Below are 24,612 nucleotides of genomic sequence, written 5' to 3'. Positions count from 1 at the left end.
GACAATCCCGCTTCGTATCTCCTTGTGTCTGTTTATACTATACTTTCTATAAATTCATCAGAACAAGAACCTCAGTACATCATTAAAGTTTGCCCAGATAAGCAAACCGAACAGCAGGAACATACCTACCATCTGCGCATATTCCAGGAACTTGTCACTTGGCTTGCGACGAGCAATAATCTCATAAAGCAAGAACAACACATGTCCTCCGTCGAGTGCCGGTATCGGCAAGATATTCATGAAGGCCAGAATGATAGACAAGAATGCAGTCATCTCCCAGAAACGCTGCCAGTCCCAGACTTTCGGGAAGATACTTCCAATAGTCGCAAATCCGCCCACACTCTTGGCTCCTTCCTTGGTAAACACATATTTCATGTCATTCACATAGCCTTTCAACGTATTGACGCCCAAAGCTACTCCTGCCGGGAAAGATTCAAAGAAGCCATAGCTCAACGTACGTTGCTTATAGTCCACCAGTCCACCTATTACGGCAACCTTGAATTTATCATCCGTCTGCACATCTACGGTATCACGCACTCCTGCACGTGAGTAAACCAGCGTAAAGGCAGCCGAAGTCTTCTTATCCAACTCAGCCTTTGCCTTCAACTCAGCCATGTTGTCCAGAAATTCATTCCATGAAGTCATCTCTTTGCCATTAAATGCAACCAAAGAGTCTCCTTTCTGAATACCCACTTTCGCGAATCCACCGTCCGGAAGTACAGAATCGACCACATTCGGATAGAACACATCCACAAACATTGGGTCTTCTTTTGCCACATCCAACAAGCTTAACTCAGGCAGCAAAATCTTTTTCTCTTCTCCCTGACGCAAGACAGTCACCTCACGAGCTTCTACGATGCTACGAATCATATCCATATTGAAGCGAGTCAGTTCCTTGCCATCGGCACTCTTTAGAATATCGCCGTCACGGAAACCGATTTCCTGCGCATGTTCATTGAACTTCATACCCATCGTCATGTCGCTTAAGGCCGTATAACGGTCGCCCCATGTAAAGAGAATCATGGAATAGATGAACAACGCTAACAGGAAATTCATCAAGACGCCTCCTACCATCACCAGCAGACGCTGCCACGCCGGTTTGGAACGGAACTCCCACGGCTGAGCCGGCTGTTTCATCTGCTCGGTATCCATTGATTCATCAATCATTCCCGAGATTTTGCAGTATCCTCCCAAGGGCAACCAGCCTACTCCATATTCCGTATCACTGTTCTTGGGTTTATACTTGAACAGCGAAAACCAAGGGTCGAAAAATATATAAAACTTTTCTACGCGAATCTTAAACAGACGAGCGAAGAAAAAATGTCCTCCTTCGTGAATGATGACCAACAGCGACAAGCTGAGAATCAACTGAAGGGCACGAATCAAAAATGTTTCCATTTCTACTTAACTTCTTACTTTTTTATAATTAGACATTGTTTATTTCATTCCATTAATCACCAGTTCTGCCGCAATACGACGGGTTTCCGCATCGGTCGATACATAATCTCCGTAAGTAGGTGTCTTTATAAAAGGAACCTTCGCCATAGATTTTTCAATCACCTCACTCATTCCCAAGAAAGAAATCTGGTCTTTCAAGAACGCAGCCACCACGACTTCATTCGCCGCATTGACAATACAAGGCATGTTTCCTCCCTGATGCAGGGCTTCATAGGCCAGAGCCAAGTTACGGAAGCGTGTCGTATCCGGCTTTTCGAACGTCAAGGTGTGGTACTTAGCAAAATCCAGCCGCTCGCCCGAAAGCGATTCCCGTTTCGGATAAGAAAAAGCATACTGAATAGGCAGACGCATATCGGGTACGCCCAACTGAGCCTTTACTGCTCCGTCTTCGAACTCCACCATAGAGTGAATGACCGACTGCGGATGCACCACCACTTCAATCTGTTCCGGAGTAACTCCAAACAGCCATTTAGCTTCCATCACCTCAAACCCCTTGTTCATCATGGAAGCAGAATCGATGGTAATCTTCGCTCCCATCGACCAGTTGGGATGTTTCAATGCCTGCTCCTTAGTCACCGTTTGAAGCTGTTCCATGGTAAAGGTACGGAAAGGACCTCCCGATGCTGTCAGAATCACCTTATGCACAGGGTTGTTCATTTCCAGACACTGGAAAATAGCCGAATGCTCAGAATCTACCGGTAAAATCGGTGTCTGATACTGGCTGGCCAGCGCAGTAATCAGTTCACCAGCCACCACTAACGTTTCCTTATTGGCCAGTGCAATGGTTTTTCGAGCTTTTATGGCATTGATGGTCGGCTTCAGACCGGCATAGCCCACCATCGCGGTCAGTACAATGTCAATAGGCTGTGCCTCTACCACCTGACACAACGCTTCAGCTCCGGCATACACCTTAATCGGCAAATCAGCCAGTGCTTCCTTCAAAATTCCATACTTATCCTCGTTGGCTATAACCACCACTTCCGGTTGGAACTTACGAGCCTGTTCGGCCAGCAAATCCACTTTATTGTTCGCTGTAAGGGCATATACCTCATACAAATCAGGATGCTCCTCTATTACCTGAAGAGCCTGAGTACCGATTGATCCGGTAGAACCTAATATGGCAATCTGTTTCTTCATAAGCTTAAAATACAACATATTTCGCCGGGTCAATCGGGGTGCCATCATGCCACAGTTCGAAATGCACATGCGACACATGCTTGCCCTCGTCCGATGTTCCGGCCAATGCGATTACTTCTCCCCCTTTCACCTGGTCACCTTCTTTTTTCCGGGAAGGGCCACAATGTTTATATACGGATATAAAATTCTGTTCATGCTGAATCTGAATGAGTACCCCGCTGTCGGCAGTCTGCACCACCAGCATTACCGTACCATCCAGAGCCGCCAGTACACTCTCATCGACAGAGGCTGCCATATCCACTCCATAATGATGACGCGAAGGCGCAAAGTCCTTCACCACCATTCCACGAGTAGGACGGAAAAACAACAAGTCCGGCAATGTATGCTCATCCGTTCCCGCCATTGCTGCCGCCCGTTCCCGTTCTTCGTACTTCCGGCGAAAATCATCTTCCTCCTTGGAACGGTTCATCAATTCCTCCGTACGGATGGTAGTCAGCGAGTCAATCGACTGCACCGTATCCACATTCACCTTCCCGCTGAAAATATCCTGAATATTCATGATATAGCGGTTCTGGCGTTCCAATGCCTCAACCAACGAATCGGCTTTCAATGCATTGGTCACCACCTGCGAACGCACCTCACTGTTCATATATCCCGGCAAGTAGTTCCGTAAAGGAGTAAACACAATAATGATGGCAGCCAAAAGAAAGATTACCGTACAAGCAGCCAGCAACACCGAAAAACCATTCAGTTTCGACACATGAATGCCAATTACCTCTTCCAGTGTATTCTCATTAATGACGGTCAGCTTATACTTAAACTTAATGTTCCGCCAGAATGCTTTACGACCTTTCTTTTTCATACCTAATCTGGTTTTTAATCCAACAATCCCTCGGGAATATCCACCGTCAACACTTTCTGTACCTTGTCAATATCCAGTATAAATTCTTCGTGAGCAGGAAGCAGCAGTTCTTCCCCCTCCTTCTCAATGACAAACAGCACATTCATCGTCGCATCATCCACATCTACCACTTCACCCAAGTCGCCATGATGCACATCGTGCACCTTGAACCCGACAAAGAAATTCCAGGAAGTGATTTCATCCTGTTCTTCCATATACTTCTTCGGGAAATACACTTCCACATTGGTAAAACCACGTGCCTTTTCGGCCGTGTCTATCCCTTCGAATTTCACCAGCGCCGCATTGTCGGAGCGGAAGCGATATTCCTCTATAAAGAACGGAACCAGAATCCCGTCGAGCAACAGAATCAGGTAGTCGCAGTCCACCCGGTCGAAAATATCATCGGTAAACGTAAACGACACCTCACCCTTCACTCCGTGGGGCTTGTTGATGATTCCTATTTTAAATACTTCTTCTTTTCTAATCATATTTATTCAATACGTGTGATACGTGCACCGAGTGCAGTCAATCGCTGTTCGATATGCTGGTATCCTCGGTCAATCTGCTCAATGTTATGGATGCGGCTGTTTCCTTCTGCTCCCAGTGCTGCAATCAGCAAGGCAATACCGGCACGAATATCCGGCGAAGTCATGTTGCCGCCCCGCAGACAGAAATTGCGGTCATGACCGATTACCACCGCACGGTGCGGGTCGCATAAGATAATCTGTGCTCCCATGTCAATCAATTTGTCCACAAAGAACAGACGGCTTTCAAACATCTTCTGATGAATCAGCACACTGCCCTTGGCCTGAGTAGCCACAACGAGCATCACACTCAGCAGGTCAGGAGTCAATCCCGGCCACGGTGCATCGGCAATGGTCATAATGGAGCCGTCAATAAACGACTCTATCTGATAATGTTCCTGCGCAGGCACAAATATATCGTCACCCCGCTGTTCCAGGCGGATACCCAAACGACGGAAACTGTCGGGAATGATTCCCAGATTCTGGTAGGATACATCCTTGATGGTAATTTCACTTCCCGTCATGGCAGCCATTCCGATGAAACTGCCGACCTCAATCATATCTGGAAGCACCCGATGCGAACAACCTTTCAAGCTGGATACGCCTTCGATGGTAAGCAAGTTCGATGCGATACCCGAAATCTTAGCTCCCATGCGATTCAGCATCCGGCACAACTGCTGCAAATAAGGTTCACAGGCTGCATTGTAAATCGTTGTCACCCCTTCGGCCAATACAGCAGCCATCACAATATTGGCCGTACCGGTCACAGAAGCCTCATCCAGCAACATATAAGCGCCTTTCAGCTTCTCGGCATTGATACAAAAACGACCATTCACGGCATCATATTCAAACGAGGCACCCAATTTCTGAATACCCAGGAAGTGCGTATCCAGACGGCGGCGTCCGATTTTATCACCACCCGGTTTCGGAATCATTGCCTTTCCGAAGCGAGCTACCAAAGGGCCTACCAGCATCACCGAACCACGCAATTTAGAGCAACGGTTCAAGAAGTCATCACTCTCCAGGTAAGCCAGATTCAGATTATCTGCCTGAAAAGTGTAGGTATCACTTCCCGACTTAGAGACCTTCATCCCCATGTCACGGAGCAACTGTATCAGGTTGTTCACATCCAGAATGTTCGGAATGTTTTCAATAGTCACTTCCTCATCTGTCAGCAATGTGGCACAAAGTACCTGTAATACTTCGTTTTTAGCACCCTGAGGCACAATCTCGCCATGCAGTTTGTGTCCTCCTTCGATTACAAATGAAGCCATAGTATCCGATTTTGATTAATATTTCTTTTTCTGCTGATTGTTATTGTTCATCTGACGGCGACGTGGACCGAACGAACGCTGTTCCACCAGCTTCAAGTCATCCGTCGTCAGCTTGATACGTCCTTCTGACAGCTCGCACAAATCCTCCAGGATTTTCTGGTCTTCCACCCCGTCTTTGTTGAAGTTGATGTAATCCTTCTTCATGTGGTTGGCGATATATTTTATCAGCTGTTTTTTCTCATCACCTTCCGGATAGTCTACTGCTATCTTAATCAAGTCCTGAATGAACCGTCCGTAATGACGGAAACGAATGACGTTCGGAGAATAGGGAATTCTGTCCGGTTTCACTTCCAAACTTTCCTTCTTCACAATTTCCACCGGATAGTCAATATCCAGTTTGAAGTCGGACATAATGGCCAGATGATCCCACAGCTTATGACGGAAATCCTCCATGTCGCGCAATTGCGGGAACATGCCTCCCATTATGTTTACAATCGTATTGGCACACCGCTGACGCTCTTCACGGTCTTCGATGGTCAATGCATGGTCTACCATGTTCTGCACACTTCGTCCATACTCCGGAAGTGGCAATTTTCGTTGCTGGGTATTATATTCCATATAAAATTCTGTTATTCTACAAATCAAATCTTTTTACGCCTCACCCTCTCCGGCCATACGCCCTTACAGCAGTTTCTTCGGAGTGGAAGCCACGAATTCCTTCAGATAGAACGGCTCGAAATAGGCCACATCCTTGAAATCTTCCACTGCCATAGCTTTCTCGGCCAGCGGGAACATCCATTTGGCTACCGGATGAATATTCTCAATGAAGTGTGCGTTGGGGTGCGAAAGTTTTTCCTTGCACTTGGCTGCTCCGTTACCAAAGAAATACACCGGATGTTTCTCCAAATATTCGGCATACGAATTTTCGTCAATAATATCTGCTCCAATGGCACGCTGCACCTTCAAAGCACGGTCATACACGGCCGCATATACTTCCATACGGCGGGCATCAATCATCGGACAAAGCAAAGCATCTTCCGGCAGGTCATGCGCAAGCAGTACCGGCACACACATCACCTCCAGTGTGGGCAATCCTATCAGCGGAATGTTCCGCCCGTAACAGATACCTTTCGCCATCGACACACCAATACGCAGCCCCGTGTACGAACCAGGACCACAGCTTACTGCCACCGCATCCAACGGAATGGCATGGTTATCAATGAACGACAAGGCTTCATCCACAAATACCCCCAATACAGTGGCATGCGAAGGGCCGTTAAAATCTTCTTTTGAGAAAATGGAAGCTCCATCCTGGCTTACAGCCACAGAACAAACTTCCGTAGATGTTTCAATATGTAAAATGCATGACATAATTAAACTCGATACAATTATTATAGTCTGCAAATATACACTTTTCTTCTCACTATCTCATGAAAAAAGAGACAGAAAGTGAAGAAGCTGTTCTGAAAGATTCTCACTTCAAAGCATTTTTCATATACCTAACCACGAAAACAAAAAAGACACTAAAAAATTCTTTTTAAGTTCCTGACAAATTCTCTGTTTCACAGTGTGAAATATAAAAACCACAGTGTGGGATACATATTTCACAGTGCGGGATACAAATCCTGCACTGTGAAACAGAGAATATACAAGGAGATTGCAAAGAATAAACAAGACCATAAATATTTATCCAAAGAAGCAATCCTTATTTTCATAAACTGCATCTGAGTTTTCACACGTTTTTTTAACAGCTGCTTATTCTTTATTTAGATTTTTCCTACCTTTGTATCCAAATTATCAAAAAAACAGAAGGAGTTATGATACAGTCAATGACCGGATACGGAAAAGCAGTCACAGTGTTCGGAGACAAAAAAATCAACGTGGAAATCAAATCGTTGAACAGCAAAGCAATGGACTTATCCACACGCATCGCTCCATTGTATCGTGAAAAAGAAATGGAAATCCGCAACCTGATTGCCCAGACACTGGAACGCGGGAAAGTGGACTTCTCTATATGGGTGGAAAAAGACGCCGCCGAATCGGCTACTCCCATCAATACAGCCTTGGTAGAAAACTATTACAACCAGATAAAAACCATTTCTGAAACTTGCCATATTCCGTTGCCGGAAGACTGGTTTGCCACTTTGTTGCGCATGCCCGACGTGCTGACCCGCGTAGACGTGCAGGAACTGTCGGACGAAGAATGGACTGCAGCCAAACAAACCATCGAAACCGCTCTGCAACATCTGGTTGACTTCCGCAAGCAGGAAGGAGCAGCTCTCGAAAAGAAATTTACAGAAAAAATCGACAACATCGAACAGTTGATGAAATCCATCGAGCCTTACGAGAAAGAACGTGTGGCCAAGATACGGGAGCGCATTACCGATGCACTGGAAAAAACGCTGAGCATCGACTATGACAAGAACCGTCTGGAGCAGGAGTTGATTTATTACATCGAAAAACTGGACATCAACGAAGAGAAGCAGCGTCTGGCCAACCACCTGAAATATTTCCGCGAAACCATGGCTGGCGGACACGGACAAGGCAAGAAACTGGGATTCATCGCTCAGGAAATGGGACGTGAAATCAATACCACCGGCAGCAAGTCGAACCATGCCGAAATGCAGAACATCGTGGTGCAGATGAAAGACGAACTGGAACAGATTAAGGAACAAGTGTTGAACGTAATGTAAAAAAGAATATGGCAGGCAAACTTATTATTTTTTCAGCCCCCTCCGGCTCTGGTAAATCCACCATTATCAATTACTTGCTGACACAGAACCTGAATCTGTCCTTCTCCATCTCTGCCACCAGCCGCGCGCCCCGTGGCACAGAGCAGAACGGAGTGGAATACTTCTTCCTGACACCAGAAGAATTCAAGCAGCGTATCGCCAACAATGAGTTTCTGGAATACGAAGAAGTGTACAAGGACCGTTTCTATGGCACACTGAAAGCACAGGTAGAAAAACAGCTAGCAGCCGGACAGAATGTAATTTTCGATGTCGACGTAGTAGGCGGATGCAATATCAAGAAATTCTACGGCGACCGCGCACTGTCTGTATTTATCCAGCCGCCTTCACTCGAAGAGCTCCGCAAGCGACTGACCGGCCGTGGTACCGACGCGCCCGAAGTTATCGAAAGCCGTCTGGCAAAAGCGACCTTCGAGCTGAGCTATGCCGAAAAATTCGATGTAGTGATTGTCAACGACAATTTGGAAAAGGCTCAAGCAGAAGCCTTGAAGACCATTCGCGATTTTATTCAACAATAAATTTGCTGATATGCCTAAAGACCCAAAGAAAATCATGTTCATGATGACCATACTTTGTATCGTCATCGGGCTGGCAGCCATTGCCGTAGGGGTGGTGGCCGTAGCAAAAGAAGAATACATCATTGCCGTAGCCATGCTGCTGGTAGCTGCCTGGCAGATAATCAACTACAGACAATGGAAGAAAAGCCTCAAATAAAAACCGGACTTTTCGGAGGTTCCTTCAACCCTATCCATACAGGCCATCTGGCACTTGCCAACTACCTGTGTGAATATGGGGGACTGGAGGAGGTATGGTTTTTAGTCACCCCTCAGAACCCGTTTAAACAGAACGAGACTTTGCTCGACGACCATCTGCGGCTGAAAATGGTAGAAGCTGCCGTGGCAGGATACCCCCGTTTCCGCGCATCCGACTTTGAGTTCCAACTTCCACGTCCCTCATACACTATCCATACCCTTGATAAACTGGCCGAGTGTTATCCTGACCGGGAGTTTCACCTGATTATCGGTGCCGACAACTGGCAGGCTTTCGACCGCTGGCGGTCGCCCGAAGAAATCATCCGCCGCCACCACATTCTGGTCTATCCTCGCCAGGGTTATCCCTTGGAGGATACAGCCAGTCTGCCTCCTCATGTCAGAGTCGTACAAACTCCCCTTATCGAGATCAGTTCGACCTTTATCCGCAAAGGTATCCGGGAAGGAAAAGACCTGCGCTATTTCCTGCATCCGGAAGTATTCAGAATTATTCAGGAAAAAGGATTGTACCGGTAATCATTTCTTTTTGTGCAGTACCACCAGCACCACCTCGCTCGGTGTAAACAAGCGCACATCCTTGCGGGAAGTGCCCAGTCCATTGGTAACAATAACCGGAATACCCGCACTGTTATACTTCAACCCCGTCAGGAAACGGTTGCCGTATTTGGAAAAATGTGCCGGCGTCCATCGGCGGAACAAACTGACTTGTCCCCCGTGCGTATGTCCGGCCAGTGCCAAATCGGTGTGCGCCACATTCACATCCTCCACATAATCGGGTGTATGCACCAACATCAGCACGAAATCTTCTTCCTGCAATGCCAAGGTAGGTGACACCCCGTTCTGTTTCAGGTCAAACGGGTTACGAATGCCACACAGCAAAATGTACTCCTTTCCCCTCCACAAGGTATCCACCTTGTGCTCCAGTAAGTGTACCCCAGTTTCCTGCATGGCCTTCCGTGCCAGCGAGTCAGCCTGCCCACGCTCGTGGTTTCCCATCACGGCATACGTTCCGCAGGGTGTCTCCACCGTCTTCAGCGCCTGAAAGAGTTGCGTCACATCTCCTCCGTTACGCCCCCGATAGTCACCTCCCAGTAGCAACACATCCGCATCCAGCGAACGAAGTGCCTGGCACATGCCTGGCAAACGACGGGCGGTAAACCGACTCTCGTAATGAAAATCGGAAGCAAAAGCCACACGGAAACCATCGAAAGAATCGGGCAACTGGGCACTGTAGAAATCATAGCGCTTTACACGCCCCACGCCTTTATATTTGGAAAAAGAAGCCGTAGCACAAGAAGAAAGCAGGACACATAGCACCACCAGGCAACCTGCCAGCAAGTTCAATCGTTTCATCATTTTAAAATACATATAACTATCCGGTCGTGACAAAGGTCGTAAAAAAATACCTAACTTTGCCGGACGAAAAACTAAAAATCAATCCACAATGACAAACGTCAAAACCAATTCCATAAAAGCCTGGTTGTTGGCTGCCCGCCCCAAGACATTGACCGGTGCTGCCATACCCGTCATGCTGGGCTGTGCGCTGGCCTTTATTTACGGTCACTTTCAATTAACGCCTGCCTTGCTTTGCTTTCTGTTTGCGTTTCTGATGCAAATTGACGCCAATTTCATCAACGACTTGTTTGATTTTCTGAAAGGCAGCGACCGCGAAGACCGGCTGGGCCCGGAACGCGCCTGTGCACAAGGATGGATCAGCGCCAAGGCCATGAAAGCCGGAATTGCCTGTACCACCCTGTTAGCAGGAATCACCGGACTTTGCCTGCTTTACTACGGAGGACTGGAAATGATTCCGGTTGGTATTGCCTGCATGATTTTTGCCTTCCTCTATACCGCCGGACCGTATCCGCTGGCTTATCACGGATGGGGCGACTTGCTGGTACTTGTTTTCTTCGGCTTCGTACCCGTGGGATGTACCTACTATGTCATGGCGCACGACTGGAACATGTCTGTCACCATGGCTTCACTGGCCTGCGGCCTCATCATCGATACCCTGCTGATGATTAATAACTTCCGCGACCGTGAACAGGATGCTATCAGCGGCAAGAAAACCATCGTGGTACGCCTGGGTACCAAAGCCGGACTGATTCTTTACTTTCTGTTAGGACTGGCGGCCTGCTGGTGCTGCTTCTACTTCCTGGAAATCGGGAAAATCTATGCCGTACTGCTACCCCAGCTGTACCTGATTCCACACATCCTGACTACCCAGCACATGGCCCGTATCTACCGCGGGAAAGCCCTGAACGGAATTTTGGGAGAAACCTCCCGCAATATGCTTATTTTTGGATTATTACTCACCCTCGGCTTAATACTTTAATATGATTCGAAAGGTACGCAAAGAAGATACATCGGCCATCACTGCCATCTATAATCATTACATCGCCCACACTACCATCACCTTTGAACTGGAACCGGTGAGCGAAGAGGAAATGTGGACACGTATCCAGCACATCAATGAGAAGTATCCGTACTTTGTATATGAGACGGAAGGGCAGATTGCTGGCTACTGCTATGTGCACGGATGGAAAGAAAAGGCTGCTTACAACCAAAGTGCAGAGACCACCATCTACCTGGCTCCTTCGCATACCGGGAAAGGTATCGGAAAAGAACTGATGCTGCATCTAATAGAAGAATGCCGCCGCTACGAACTGCATGCCCTGATAGCCTGCATCACCGAAGGTAACGAAGCCAGCTACGCCCTGCACGAAAAGTTAGGGTTTGAAAAGGTATCTTATTTTCGGGAAGTAGGCCGTAAATTCGGGAAGTGGTTAGGAATCGTAGATTATGAACTGATTCTATAAGAGAGTATAGTATTATAAAAACAAGCAGGGCGATACCTTTATTTCTCAGGTACCGCCCTGCCTGTTATATAGGGAAATTCACATCACTTCAGCTGTATTGCATACTTGCTTAACGCTTTCTCATCCGAACTACCTCCAATCCATACCTGATATTCTCCCGGACAGAACTGGATGCTGTGTGTGCCTTCATTCCACCATTCCAAATCTTTCTTTGACAAGGTAATGTGTACATTGACTGTCTTTCCGGCGGGAACGGATACACGCTTGAATGCACGCAGAGTCTTGACCGGACCAGCCTCATCTCCCACCTTACTCAGGTAGACTTGCACCACTTCTTCTCCATCCCGGCTGCCCGTATTCGAAACCGGAACCACCAGAGAGAGATTATCCTCACTGCCTACCGTCTGCTTGCTGAAAGTGGCTGCCCCGTATGTAAACGTCGTATAGCTCAAGCCATATCCGAACGGGAACAGCGGGCGTTCTTTCATGAAACGATAAGTTCGTCCTGTCATATTATAATCTTCAAAATCGGGTAACTGCTCGATGCTTCGGTAAAAAGTAACCGGCAATCTTCCGGCCGGATTGTAATCACCAAACAAGACATCGGCTACCGCCCGACCACCCTGCTGTCCTGGATACCAGGCCTGCAAGATAGCCTCACAAGTCTCAGTTTCAGGAACCAGTCCGACAGGTGAACCGGAGCAGTTCACTAAAATTACCTTTTTCCCTGCACGATGCAAGGCAGCAAGCAAATTCCGCTGTACTTCCGGCAGCTCAATGCTGGTACGGTCTCCCTTCTTAAAGCCAGGCAAATCAACTCCCATTTCCTCACCTTCCAGGCTCGGGGAGATACCTCCCACGAAAACAACGACATCGGCATTCCGGACCGCATTGACAGATTGGGCAATATCCACTTTCTTCTTAAAGCCCATATCGAAATTCAGCTGCGCATCACCCTGCAGATATTCAAACTGCAATTCAATGTCATACTTCTTCCCTGCTTCCACTTGTAAAGCATACGATTGCTTGTTTCCGCCATGACTATTATAAAATGACATGGCTTCTTTCTGATTCACCAGCAACCGTCCTTTGCCAAAGCTGTACACATCGAAGATAACCTCACCGGAAGCCTTTGGTACATAAGTCGCATTGTAGGTTGCAGAGAAATCCGTCAGATTCACACCCGGTGCAAACACCGTAGCCCCTGAAGTACAGAAGTTGAACGGAGTCATCACCCGTGTTTCTACATCCACTTTTCCTTCGTGGTTCACATTGTTCCAGTAACGGGCACTGAATCCAGGTCTGCCTTCCGACTTGCACTCACTGAACACACTCTCCAGCAAATCATCACCTACACAAGGACACCCCTGTTCATAAATCAGTTTATCTCCTTTTCCAAGAGCTGCACGAATACCATCCAATACGGTCACCGTGTGGGCCGGTACTCCATTATAGTTTCCCCACATCATGACAGAATCTTTGGCATTGGGTCCCATTACAGCAACCGTCAAATTGCCACGTTTCAATGGAAGCACATTTTGTTTGTTGAGCAACAATGTCATCGATTCACGAGCCATTTTCAATGCCAACGAATCATGTGTGGCAGAAGCCACTACAGAGAAAGGAATCTTTGTCCAGGACACTTTGGAGGGATCGTCCATTTCTCCCAAATCAAAACGGGCCTTCAGCAATTTCTTCACGGAACGGTCTATTGCTTTTTCATCTATCATCCCCTTCTTTGCAGCTTCTATCAACGATTCATAAGTTGAACCACATTCCAGGTCTGTACCACTCAACACAGCCGCAGAAGCTGCAGAAGGAGCGTCTTTATGAGTTCGATGTCCTTTTTCCTCAAAAAAATCATTGATTGCCCAGCAGTCACTTAATATGATACCATCAAATCCCCACTCTTCTCTCAGAATCTGAGTCAGCAGACGTTTGTTTCCACAACACGGTTCTCCTTCAAACCGATTATAGGCGCACATCACTTCTTTCACATCTGCATCCTGTACCAAGGCTTTGAAAGCAGGCAAATAAGTTTCATATAAATCACGAAGCGGCAAATCTTCTACATCAAAAGAATGGCGGTTCCACTCCGGTCCGGAATGCACGGCAAAATGTTTGGCGCAGGCATGCAACTTATCGTATTTTCCGTCATTGACACCTTGCAGCCCTTTTACTACATTTACCCCCATACAAGTAGTCAGATACGGGTCTTCTCCGTATGTTTCTATTCCGCGGCCCCAACGAGGATCTCTATAAATATTCACATTTGGGGTCCACATCGTAAGCCCTTGGTACCTTTCATAACTTCCCTTCGACGCATAATATACATTTTTAGCTCGAGCCTCATCCGACACTGCCGTAAATACCTCATATACCAACGAGTCATTAAAAGAGGCTGCCATACCGATTGACTGCGGAAATACCGTAGCCAATCCAGCACGTGCCACTCCGTGCAATGCTTCATTCCACCAGTTATATGGCTTTATACCTAACCGTTCCACCGGCTTTGATACATCCATCATTAAGGAAATCTTTTCTTCCAGCGTCAGTTCCTGTAACAACAGCTCTGCCCTCTGTTCGGAAGGTAAGGAAGAGTCACGGAAATCGGGACGAGCACAGCCTAAAAAAGCTAAACCCAATAATAAAATACCATACCTCATAAAGTTACTTATTAGCAGTTTCCCATAGTTTTGTTTCAGAACATTTTATATCTGCCCACAAGTTACCACATTTTATTTTAAAATCTCCCTTTTCAAGACGCCATTTGCCATCATAGCCAACGAAAGCGAGATCACTGCCTTTTATCTTCATTGTAACTGTCTTTGTTTCACCCGGTTTTAAGTATACCTTCTCAAAATTACGCAAACGAATATTATCAGGAGTACTACTTGCCACCAAATCTTTTGAGAACAACAAAACCGCTTCTTTCCCTGCAACCTTTCCGGTATTCGTTACATCTACAGAGATTGTCAGTTCATCTTCAGCAGTAAAAGAAGTTTTATCAACTTTCAGGTTATTGTATACATAAGTTGTATAACTAAGTCCAAAACCAAACGGCCATTGTACATCCATTACAGAATCGTAATTATAGTTTCCTGCCATCTGTCCCAAGTTTTCACAAGGTTTGTAATCATACGTGGCAATTGCATTAATATACTTCGGATAAGTGAAAGGCATTTTGGCACTAAAATTCGCATCACCAGACATCAGATTTGCCAACGCATCTGCTCCATAGTTACTAGGAAGCATAATATTAATCACTCCCTGAGCTAAAGGTTCAATATCATTAATGATACGCGGACGTCCCTGATTTAACACTAAAATAACAGGTTTTCCCGTTTTTGCTAATGCTTTTACCAGGTTGCGCTGATTTTCTGAAAGTGTCAGGTCTGTCAAATTTCCCGGGGTTTCACAGTAAGAGTTTTCACCAATACAAGCTACAATAACATCAACCTTTGCTGCAGCAGCCACAACTTTTTCTATTTCCGGCTCATTTTCCTGCCACCAGTTATCATTTTGATTCGTTATGGCATTAGGGTCTGATGCTGCATAAGTTACCCCCGGCTCATAAACCACATTTTCTTTTCCATATTTATGGCAGAACGCTTCATAAATCGTATTATAGGCTCCGGCATATTCATCTGCCTTATTTCCCTGCCAACTATAAGACCAGCCTCCGTTCAAACAACGCATAGAGTTTGCATTAGGACCTGTCAGAAGAATTTTTTTACCTTTGGCTACCGGTAATACATTCTGTTCATTCTTCAACAATACCTCTGATTCTTCAGCAGCCTGGAGAGCAACTTTTGCAAATTCTTCCGATCCAAACTTATCATATTTTTTAATATCCCAATATGGATTTTCAAACAACCCCAGACGATATTTTAAACGTAACACACGGGCTACAGCATCATCAATACGGCTCATCGGTACTTCTCCTTCTTCTACCAGCTCTTTCAAATAAGTACAGAAACTGACTTCATACGGAACCATTGACATATCAATACCCGCATTAATAGCTATCTTTATTGCTTCTTTTTTAGTAGCTGCAATATGGTCACGGGTACAAAGGTTATTAATATCTGCCCAGTCGGTCACTATCATGCCATCCCAGTTCAATCCTTCTTTCAACCACTCTGTCAACAACTCATGATTGGCATGGAAAGGTATTCCGTTATCGACTCCAGAATTCACCATGACACTCAAGGCTCCATGACGAATCGCCTCCAGGAAAGGAGCAAAATGTTTCTCACGCATATCGCTACGAGAAATAGAAGACGGTGTACGATCCTTTCCTGATACTGGGACTCCATATCCCATATAATGCTTCATACAGGCAGCCACATTGTATTCACCAATATGATTGGGATCCTCTCCCTGAAATCCTTCTACAGCAGCCTTTCCCATTTCTGCATTCACGTAGCAGTCTTCTCCATAATTTTCCCACATTCGAGGCCAACGCGGATCTCTTCCTAAATCAACCACTGGAGCGTATGTCCAAGGAATACAACTGGCCTTTGTTTCGTAAGCTGATATTTCAGCCCCCTTCTTCGTCAGTTCGCGATTGAAAGAAGCTCCCATATTAATGCCCTGTGGGAACATGGTACCATCAAGAGTATAAGTCGTTCCATGAATCTGGTCTACACCATAAATACAAGGAATACCTATTTCTTTCATGGAAATTTCCTGTATCCGTTTGATTGCTTTGGCCCAAACTTCTTTCTTCTGTGCCACACTCAACGGAACATTCAAGAGTGATCCTACTTTATATTTCCCGATGACCGTATCGAGCATAGCTTCGCTCATTGTAAAGCCATGCTTCTTACTCGCCTCAAAATCAGTTACTACATCAATAGTAATTTCGCACATCTGTCCGATTTTTTCCTCCAGCGTCATTTTATTCAGCCATTTCTGAATATTTGCCTCTATATTCTTATCTACTGGGATAGCCGGTGTCACGCTCTGCACGTTTTGTGCCATACACATGCCAGATCCAAGCACTGAGGCCAAAACTACGTTCTTTATCAAATTCATGGTATTTCTTTTTTAATTATTAATATCAGTATTAATTCTTATAGTCAAACTCTACAACTCCCTTTATATCTTTTGATGAACTGCCTATATAAATCTTGAATTTGCCTGATTCTGCCACCCATTTATGCTGCGTATCATCAAAAAATTTCAAGTCTTCCTCATCTATCGTAAACAGTACCTCTTTTTCTTCACCTGGTTGGAGTGTTACTTTATAAAAATCTTTCAATTCTTTCAACGGACGCAATACACTGCATTTTTCATCTCCGATATACAATTGTACAACTTCTTTTCCTGCTACTTTTCCTACATTTCTTACAGTACATTTGATTTCCAATACATCTCCGGATTGCATCTGAGAAGAAGAAACAACCGGCTTTCCGTATTCAAATTGTGTATAACTCAATCCATACCCAAATGGGAAAAGAGGTTTGATTTTTTTTGTATCATACCAGCGATAACCCACCAAGATATCTTCTTTGTATTCCTGTCGGATACCGTCTCCAGGATAACTGATTTCTCCATAATAGTGAGCTGGGCAGTCTTCTAATTTAGCCGGATAAGAGAAAGGCAATTTACCACTCGGAGTGACCTCACCTGTAATCACATCGGCAAGTGCCTTTCCACCAATAGAGCCCAGATACCATGATTGTATAACTGAAGGGACCTCCTTCAGCCAAGGCATATCCACAGCATTTCCACTTGTCAACACCACTACCACTTTCTTATTAGCCTTCAAAAGGCCTTTGATAAGCCGATCCTGTTCAAATGGCAATTGGAATGTTTTCCGATCATCTCCTTCGCAATCCTGCTGAAAATTCTTATTAAGTCCACCCATAAAAATAACCAGATCCGCTTTCTGGGCTTCATTAACAGCTGCCGTATAAAGAGAATCAATCACTGACTGAGAAAATGTATCGGCCCGATCAAACATAGGTCGTCCAGCTACATACCCCTGAGTAAATTTCACACATTCTTTTCCCAATTTCTCTGTCAATGCTTCAAGAGGAGTAATCACCATCTTAGGCTTTAATTCAGAGGAACCTCCTCCCTGCATCAAATTCCGAATAGCATTATCTCCTACCACTAAGACACGCTTGTACTTTCCTTGACTTAAAGGTAAAAGAGACTCTCCCTTAAATGTAGCCTCATTTTTCAACAAAACAATCCCTTCTGTTGCTATCTGATAGGCTGTTTCATAATGAGAATCATTAGACATAGCACCTAACTTTCCATTATCATTCATGGCCGTTCTGAATATTAATCTCAACACGCGAGCTGCTTTGTCATTTACTACTTCCATCGGAACTTTACCCTCTTTCACCATCTGCAAGTACGCATTTCCTAAATAATAACTATCATACCCCAAGCTTGAATTAGAGGTCAAACCATTTGTAAAAGTACCAAGCTCAAGATCTAATCCATACATAGCAGCTTCATACGTATCATGCGCAGCTCCCCAGTCTGTAACCACACATCCGTCAAAACCCCATTCACCCTTCAGTATATCATTATTCAGTAATTTATTATGAGCGGCATGTGTTCCACGAACTTTATTATAAGCTCCCATAATAGTCCATGATTTTCCTTCTTCTATCGCAGCTTTGAATGCAGGAAGATAAATCTCATACAATGCACGATCACTCACCTGCACATCAATATGATTACGCCAATGTTCCTGATTGTTAAGTGCATAATGCTTTACACAAGCTGCAACCCCATTTTCCTGTACTCCCTGAATATAAGGAACACACATACGTGCAGCCAAAAAAGGATCTTCACCCATATATTCAAAGTTACGTCCATTCAACGGAGTACGGTAAATATTCACTCCAGGTCCTAACAATACATTTTTATGACGATAACGTGCCTCTTCCCCGATAGCTGTTCCATACGCCTTCGACAAAGAGGGATTCCAAGTAGAAGCCAAACAAGTCAAGGCTGGAAAAGCAGTGCAACTGTCATTAGTCCATCCAGCATAATCCCAGCTATTCCAGCAAATTTCTGCACGTACTCCATGAGGGCCATCGGAATACATCAACCCAGGAATACCCAAACGAGCACATCCAGGTGTACTGAAACGGCCATCCGCATAACTTAAACGCGTCTTCTCTTCTACAGTCATTCTGTTCAATGCATCTTTCACACGAAGCTCCAAAGGTTTTCGAGTATCCAGATAAACAGGTGTCTCTCCTACGACCACCTTCTTCCCACTACCAGACATCAGCACTTTAAGCAAATCTTTTTTCTGCTGATTTTGAGATGTATATATTCCAAATCCTCCTTTATAATCCCATTTAGCCCAAGCTATATTAAGACTATCAAATACACTAATTACGTCTGCATACCATTTCAATGCTGATTCTATCGGAGCTTTTTCATAAATTCCAAATTCTCCACAATATAAATTCAGCCCCTTTTCATCTGCTACCCTTTTAGCCTTACTTAAAAATGCAGACAGTGTTTCCCGGTTCCAAGGAGTTGTACGCCAACGTGCAACCAATTTTTTATCATCTGCTGATAAAGAATCAAATTCATCTTTCGACACCAAATAACCAGGATAATGTACATTGCCCTGATACTTACCAAATTCAGTCCAACCTGCCTGATAGTGACTCAACAGGAAAGGTTCATAGAAATGACAGCTCAACAAAATGAACTCATCTCCTTGGGGAACCTTCAAATATTGAAAAGTATCTACCCCTTGCCACATATTGGAACCGATGACAATAACTCTTTCCTTTTCAACCTTTCTAATTATCTGATAGGCTTTCTCAACCAGTTTATTCCAGTCCTCATGATTTGGAGCAGTCGGCTCATTCATTATCTCATAAGCCACATCTGAAGTTGAATAGCCCTTTAATTCTTGTACTAAATCCTGCCAGAGTGCAAGAAAATGAGTTTGCGCTTCCGGCTTTTCCCACAAACTATTTTTCTTTCCTTCATTCCCTGCATTAAAATAATGTGATCGTACAATATGCAAATCCACAATGACTCTTAAATCATTTTTTAAAGCCCACTCAATACCTTTATGAAGATAAGAAAAAGCTTCTTTATTTTTCTGACCATTTTCCTGCCACAACACTTCTTCATCAATGGGCAATCGTACATGGTCAAAACCAGCCCGAGCTATTCGGGAAAAATCAGTTGCACTCATTCCGTCTTGTATGGAAGGAGTATTTTCTCCCCGTTGAGACAACCAATGGCTCAGGTTTACCCCTCTCTTTATCTCAAACGACTTTTTAGGAGAAGCATATCCTCCCACAGACAAAACAATTATTAAAATAAAAGTTATAAGTTTTCTCATACAATCAATCTTTAAAATGGATATTCAGTATTAGCCCCTTCCATAATGCCTTCCAAAATGGGTCTAGAGTAGATGTTTACTTCCATCTGATACCATCTATTAAACAAGCCAAAATATTCTTTTCCTTCTACAAATGGGCCATCATATAAAGGATTATAGAAAGTACCATTGTCCCAAACAATTGGAACGATACCATTCTTTTTGGCAGCAGAAGTGATATAACTCATATAATATCTTTTAGTATCTGCTAAGTCATTTACATTCCCATCCGACTTATCTTTAGGAGGTGTAACCACCCCATATTCACCCATAACAACCGGATAGCCTTTATCCACCCAAAGCTGTTTAATCTTTCCAAACAGTTCATCTACATAGTCTTCCTGTTCTCCTGATACAACTGTATTATACTGAATATAGTCCTGCCCCCAATAATATACAGTCTCTGTATAATCTGCAAAATCCATGTAAGAGAAACCTGCCGGGCGATAATAATGAAACTCAATTGCCATTCGCTTATCCACTACATCAGTCGGGAAAAGAAGTCCATCAAATGCATAATCAGGATTGGTGGCATAAGTTTGAATAATCAAATTTCGATAATAATTCTTACCTCCAGTAGCACGTACAGCATCTACAAAGCACTGATTAAAACGATTCTGCACTTCTAAATTAGCAGCAGTAGGTGCCTGCCAATTTATTTCGACTTCATTAGTGCCAGAAAAAATCAAACGCTCATCGTAATCCCTGAAATAAGATGCGATTGCATGCCATAGATTCTTTTCTTTCATCAATACCGTTTCCGCTTCTGATTTCAGAGGGTGGCTTTCCAGCCAGTCTTCATGATGCGTATTTAAAATGACATACATGTCATTATCTATACAATAGTCTACCACCTCCTTTACACGAGCCAACCAATCAAGACGTATTTCAGCCATCGTATTCTGATCCACGACATGAGGATACCATCTGACCGGTATTCGTACAGCATTAAATCCTGCATTTTTCACTGCATCAATCATCTCCTTTGTCACAATTGGATTCCCCCATGAAGTCTCTGAATCCATGTGATTGGCCAATCCATCTTCATAACTCTCCAAGGAGTTACCCAAATTCCATCCAACCTTTATTTTCTTAAACAACGCATAAGCATCGTTTTCCATACCAACATTATCCGGCGCTTTGTCAACCGGTAAAGCTTTGGTCTTAAAAAGTATTTTAATCTCACCTACAGAATTATTGTCATCATCAATCAATAATCCACCAGGTATAGTCAAAGTATACTGCGTTTCTGGAGTTAATCCTGAAATCTGCACTGTGACAATCTCATCAGAAAATGAGATATTCTCTATTTGAGCACTTGGGCTTAACTGTAACTTTTCCAAGTCCGAAGCAGACATACAGACTTTCTTATTAAACGTCAGCACAATCTCAGAAAGTGCAAAATCAACCTCTTGAGCTTCATTTTCAGGATTACTTTGCAAAAGCACCGGCATGATTACAGATTTCTCTTCGCTTGAACATGAGGATAGTAATGAGCTAAGCACCAATATCATCAAACTTCCATATAATAATATATGCTTCATACATAATTTTAATTAGGGTTAACATAGAAACCTTTAAGAAACACAATCTTGTCCAAGTAAAAATACAAGGACAAGATTGTGACATAAGATATTACTTAATAGTTATCCGATCCACATAATATCCGTGACCTACACAAATAAATCCTCCCTTTTCCTCGATTGTATTCAAAATTTCCTGAGTTAAAACAAACTCGTAAACTCCGTCTTCTTGTACATCTATCGGGTCGGTAAAATAGGGTTCCCAAGCTGCATGTGTCAGTCGAATCTGATGATATTCATCGTCAGCCTTAATCGAATAACTTACATACATTGTTGTACCCGGATAAATCGATTCAAAAGTTTCCAAAGGAATAAGGTTAAAAGTCTTATGAGGATCACCGTCTGGCAAATCCCAGGATACATAATGATGTCCTTCCCAGAGCAATGTTTCTGAAGAAACAGCGAACGAGATTTCAGACTCCATTTTTTGTGAAGAATAGAACAAGACTTCTGCTCCATTATCACTCTCTCCTTTCAATACATACATACCATCCTCTAATTCTGGACAGGTAAGTACTATTTCGTCATAACTTTGTCTGATAAACTCAGTCACTGTGGTTCCATTAATACTAAGAGAGGCAATCTTATCCAATCCGATACCAGTCATAACCCATTCACTATGTGAGGTTGCATGTGCAAATCCGCCAGTGATGACCGGAACATTAACTACCGTTACAAGATTTCCACCATAGCTATTTCCTTCTACATCTACAAGGCTGATACGATATTCTCCCACCTCCAAGTTTGAAGGAACCTCATATTCTACATAGTTACCCAAATCTGAACTTCCCATCGATACAATAGGAACCGTCTGTTCGCCTATCACTACACCTGTGACCAAAGACAAATTATTTCCATAAAGACGAGCACGAGCCCCATTAGATACAATTCGTTCAAAGCCAACAGCCTCCGACCATGGTTCGCCCTGAAGAGGACTGACCACAATCTTTCCTTCCCTGGAAGTGGATTGTCCTTTTGTAGTCGTTGCCACAACCTTTAAAGAGTAAGTTCCTGCTTCCAGTGGAATATCTATTTCATTTCCTTTTTGAACCTCCACTCCGTCTATTAACCAAGTTACTTCTGTATAATCAGAAGGAGTAACTGTCAATTTCATTGTAAAATTGGCATCATGAGTTATCTGTGAGACCACAGCTGGTTCTCCATCTACCCAATCAGGAAATACAGGATCCAATATCTTAGGATAATCATCTTCTGTAATAGTTGAAAAAGGCTCATCCTCTTTACATGAAACTCCCAATAAACTTACAGCAACAAAAGCCATAAGCATCAAATATATTTTTTTCATATTCTTCTCTTTATTTAATCTACAATTAATCTACAGAATCCCACCAAACATGAGTATACCAGCTATCCTTACCTCCCATTCTTTGTAAAGCTTCTTCATAGTTATCTTTATTATACGAAGACTCAAGAGTAGGATAACAGAAACGTACTGGAATTTCCTTACCATCCGTCAGATACTGTTCAAAACCATACTCAACAGGCGATTTTAAAACTGGATAACCAGAACGCCGTACATTAGCCCAGCACTCTGCCGGATTCAGAAAATGTAAAATCCATGCTTGGGTATTGATAGAACTTTTTTTCTGTTCGTCTGTATAACCTATAGGATTAGCATTATAATAAGTTTCAAACTCTTCATCAGTAATCTCCTCACAATCATAATTATTTGAAAGGAAATTCATTGCTTCTCTTACACCTTTCTTATAATACTCTTCTACTGATGCTGACCCTACATTCCATCCTTTCAATGCAGCTTCAGCCATTAAAAACATAACCTCTGAATATGTCATTACCACTCCAGGATTATCACTCATCAAGAAAGTTGTTGCCAGCTTCGGTTCTACTTCACGTGCTACTGAATACACAATATTCGGATTGGTTTCAGCTATTTCCTTCAAAATATCACTATCATATCCCGTAGGCCATGGTTCCCATGAGAATGCTCCGGGCACACAAGGCTGAAATGCAATACCTTTTTCTATCATTTCTTCAGTCAAGTCAATACGATTGTCAGGACTTGAAGTACTCATAAGACCATCATAATAGCAACGGGCTATTCTAAATGTACGTGGGTCACCGGTATTATACAACTGATTAAAGAAAGTGGAACACAGATAAGTCGGATTATTGGCAGGGTCATTTCCATAAAGGACTTTTGACAAAGCATTTCCTCTATAATCTGTATATGATTCTGATCCGAAGCTATATGAAATTTCCATATATTTAATCAAAGCATCATCACTTGAGCTTTCAAAGACTCCTCCGTCTGCCTGCAACGCGCTTTCAAACTCTTGTTTTGCCCTTTCCGGATCAACATTGGAGATTCTCATTGCAAAACGCAAGCGAAGAGAATTTGCAAACTTCTTCCATTTCTGAATATCTCCATCGTAAATCACATCACTTGTTATCTCATCCTTAGCAGGGTCAAACTGATCAACAGCCTTACTTAACACCTTAAAGAAACTATCATATATATCTTTCTGCTCGTCATAACGGGGAGTAAAGATACTTTCCAGATAACCTTTTCCTGCCTCACTGTAAGGAACATCTCCATACAGGTCTGTCATAACTGACATTGTATATACATAAAAAATATTCAATGCCGCATTGATATTCACTTTTTCCGGATCGTCTTTTGTTCGATATTCTGCATCTACCAAATTTGAAACAGCTCCTGTATAACCTAATGTCCAGCCATATCCCATAATATTATTATCAATAAAATGGCGACCACCATGGAATGTAGTATTCCAGCATCCCATGAACTGCTGGTTAAAAGCATATAAATAGTTTCTGAATATATCGACCATATCCAATCTGCCATACGTCTGTAATTCCGCAGTAGTAAGCTGGGCATTAGGGTCAATTATATCTGCTTTAGAAGGGTCTGTATTCATATCTTCCATATAACTATCACTACAAGCACTAAATGAAAAAGTACATGCGGTCAATAGCATTGCCAAAATTGATTTATTGTATTTCATATCTA

The 24,612-nt window shown here is 43.7% G+C and carries 20 protein-coding genes and 1 pseudogene; 6 read left to right on the top strand and 15 right to left on the bottom strand.

Annotated elements, in window-relative coordinates; genetic code table 11:
• Nucleotides 1–57: 57 nt before the first annotated feature.
• The 7 genes from rseP to tsaB form a co-directional block, all read right to left on the bottom strand.
• Nucleotides 58–1,398, bottom strand: a complete 1,341-nt coding sequence (rseP, locus tag DXD04_RS01710; protein WP_117670320.1) for an RIP metalloprotease RseP — start codon at nt 1,396–1,398, stop codon at nt 58–60.
• 39 nt (nt 1,399–1,437) lie between these two features.
• Entirely contained in the window at nt 1,438–2,595 is a 1,158-nt protein-coding gene (locus tag DXD04_RS01705; RefSeq protein WP_117670492.1) for a 1-deoxy-D-xylulose-5-phosphate reductoisomerase, read from the bottom strand.
• Nucleotides 2,596–2,599: 4 nt separating this feature from the next.
• Nucleotides 2,600–3,457, bottom strand: coding sequence for a M23 family metallopeptidase (locus DXD04_RS01700; protein WP_117670318.1), 858 nt, complete (start codon nt 3,455–3,457; stop codon nt 2,600–2,602).
• Nucleotides 3,458–3,471: 14 nt separating this feature from the next.
• Nucleotides 3,472–3,984, bottom strand: a complete 513-nt coding sequence (gene rimM / locus DXD04_RS01695; RefSeq protein WP_117670316.1) for a ribosome maturation factor RimM — start codon at nt 3,982–3,984, stop codon at nt 3,472–3,474.
• 2 nt (nt 3,985–3,986) lie between these two features.
• Nucleotides 3,987–5,294 (bottom strand): UDP-N-acetylglucosamine 1-carboxyvinyltransferase, encoded by a 1,308-nt coding sequence (murA, locus tag DXD04_RS01690; RefSeq protein WP_117670314.1) that lies wholly within the window; start codon nt 5,292–5,294, stop codon nt 3,987–3,989.
• Nucleotides 5,295–5,309: 15 nt separating this feature from the next.
• Nucleotides 5,310–5,912, bottom strand: a complete 603-nt coding sequence (locus DXD04_RS01685; protein ID WP_007564447.1) for a DUF4290 domain-containing protein — start codon at nt 5,910–5,912, stop codon at nt 5,310–5,312.
• A 63-nt stretch (nt 5,913–5,975) separates the two neighbouring features.
• Entirely contained in the window at nt 5,976–6,665 is a 690-nt protein-coding gene (gene tsaB, locus DXD04_RS01680; RefSeq protein WP_022054629.1) for a tRNA (adenosine(37)-N6)-threonylcarbamoyltransferase complex dimerization subunit type 1 TsaB, read from the bottom strand.
• Nucleotides 6,666–7,111: 446 nt separating this feature from the next.
• Between tsaB and DXD04_RS01675 the strand changes: the two genes are divergently transcribed.
• From DXD04_RS01675 to nadD, 4 genes are read left to right on the top strand one after another with little or no spacing between them, the layout of a single operon-like run.
• Nucleotides 7,112–7,987 (top strand): YicC/YloC family endoribonuclease, encoded by an 876-nt coding sequence (locus tag DXD04_RS01675; RefSeq protein ID WP_117670312.1) that lies wholly within the window; start codon nt 7,112–7,114, stop codon nt 7,985–7,987.
• A gap of 8 nt (nt 7,988–7,995) precedes the next feature.
• Nucleotides 7,996–8,562, top strand: coding sequence for a guanylate kinase (gene gmk, locus DXD04_RS01670; protein ID WP_117670310.1), 567 nt, complete (start codon nt 7,996–7,998; stop codon nt 8,560–8,562).
• 10 nt (nt 8,563–8,572) lie between these two features.
• Nucleotides 8,573–8,758: a DUF308 domain-containing protein gene (locus DXD04_RS01665; protein WP_117670308.1), complete on the top strand. Its 186-nt coding sequence runs from the start codon at nt 8,573–8,575 to the stop codon at nt 8,756–8,758.
• Nucleotides 8,737–9,330: a nicotinate (nicotinamide) nucleotide adenylyltransferase gene (gene nadD, locus DXD04_RS01660; RefSeq protein ID WP_117670306.1), complete on the top strand. Its 594-nt coding sequence runs from the start codon at nt 8,737–8,739 to the stop codon at nt 9,328–9,330. Before DXD04_RS01665 ends, nadD begins: the two co-directional genes overlap by 22 nt.
• Here the strand turns inward: nadD and DXD04_RS01655 are convergent, their stop codons facing one another.
• Nucleotides 9,331–10,170, bottom strand: coding sequence for a metallophosphoesterase (locus tag DXD04_RS01655; RefSeq protein WP_373103206.1), 840 nt, complete (start codon nt 10,168–10,170; stop codon nt 9,331–9,333).
• A gap of 88 nt (nt 10,171–10,258) precedes the next feature.
• On the opposite strand from DXD04_RS01655, the gene menA reads away from it, so the two are divergent.
• Together menA and DXD04_RS01645 are read left to right on the top strand one after the other, a co-directional pair.
• On the top strand, nt 10,259–11,149 hold the full coding sequence (gene menA / locus DXD04_RS01650; protein WP_117670304.1) for a 1,4-dihydroxy-2-naphthoate octaprenyltransferase: 891 nt from the start codon (nt 10,259–10,261) through the stop codon (nt 11,147–11,149).
• A gap of 1 nt (nt 11,150) precedes the next feature.
• A complete protein-coding gene (locus DXD04_RS01645; RefSeq protein WP_117670302.1) occupies nt 11,151–11,633 on the top strand; it encodes a GNAT family N-acetyltransferase in 483 nt (160 codons plus the stop codon).
• A gap of 83 nt (nt 11,634–11,716) precedes the next feature.
• Here the strand turns inward: DXD04_RS01645 and xyl3A are convergent, their stop codons facing one another.
• The 7 genes and pseudogenes from xyl3A to DXD04_RS01615 all read right to left on the bottom strand — a co-directional run bounded on the left by xyl3A (nt 11,717) and on the right by DXD04_RS01615 (nt 24,607).
• Entirely contained in the window at nt 11,717–14,299 is a 2,583-nt protein-coding gene (gene xyl3A / locus DXD04_RS01640; RefSeq protein ID WP_117670300.1) for a xylan 1,4-beta-xylosidase, read from the bottom strand.
• Between the two features lie 4 nt (nt 14,300–14,303).
• Entirely contained in the window at nt 14,304–16,673 is a 2,370-nt protein-coding gene (locus DXD04_RS01635) for a glycoside hydrolase family 3 protein (RefSeq protein ID WP_117670298.1), read from the bottom strand.
• 31 nt (nt 16,674–16,704) lie between these two features.
• Complete coding sequence (locus DXD04_RS01630; RefSeq protein ID WP_229035327.1) at nt 16,705–18,894, bottom strand: glycoside hydrolase family 3 C-terminal domain-containing protein; 2,190 nt, start codon at nt 18,892–18,894, stop codon at nt 16,705–16,707.
• 72 nt (nt 18,895–18,966) lie between these two features.
• Nucleotides 18,967–19,977, bottom strand: a pseudogene (locus DXD04_RS16815) (glycoside hydrolase family 5 protein); the annotation flags it as partial.
• 11 nt (nt 19,978–19,988) lie between these two features.
• Complete coding sequence (locus DXD04_RS01625; RefSeq protein ID WP_117670294.1) at nt 19,989–21,560, bottom strand: cellulase family glycosylhydrolase; 1,572 nt, start codon at nt 21,558–21,560, stop codon at nt 19,989–19,991.
• Nucleotides 21,561–21,651: 91 nt separating this feature from the next.
• The gene (locus tag DXD04_RS01620; RefSeq protein WP_117670292.1) at nt 21,652–22,905 is read right to left on the bottom strand and encodes a hypothetical protein; all 1,254 of its coding nucleotides are present in this window, start codon (nt 22,903–22,905) and stop codon (nt 21,652–21,654) included.
• Nucleotides 22,906–22,930: 25 nt separating this feature from the next.
• Nucleotides 22,931–24,607 (bottom strand): SusD/RagB family nutrient-binding outer membrane lipoprotein, encoded by a 1,677-nt coding sequence (locus DXD04_RS01615; protein ID WP_117670290.1) that lies wholly within the window; start codon nt 24,605–24,607, stop codon nt 22,931–22,933.
• Between the last annotated feature and the right edge of the window lie 5 nt (nt 24,608–24,612).

Origin of the sequence: Phocaeicola plebeius, from assembly GCF_003437535.1 — a bacterium.
Taxonomy (GTDB): Bacteria; Bacteroidota; Bacteroidia; order Bacteroidales; family Bacteroidaceae; genus Phocaeicola; species Phocaeicola plebeius_A.
This window is presented reverse-complemented; position numbering and strand designations above follow the sequence as displayed.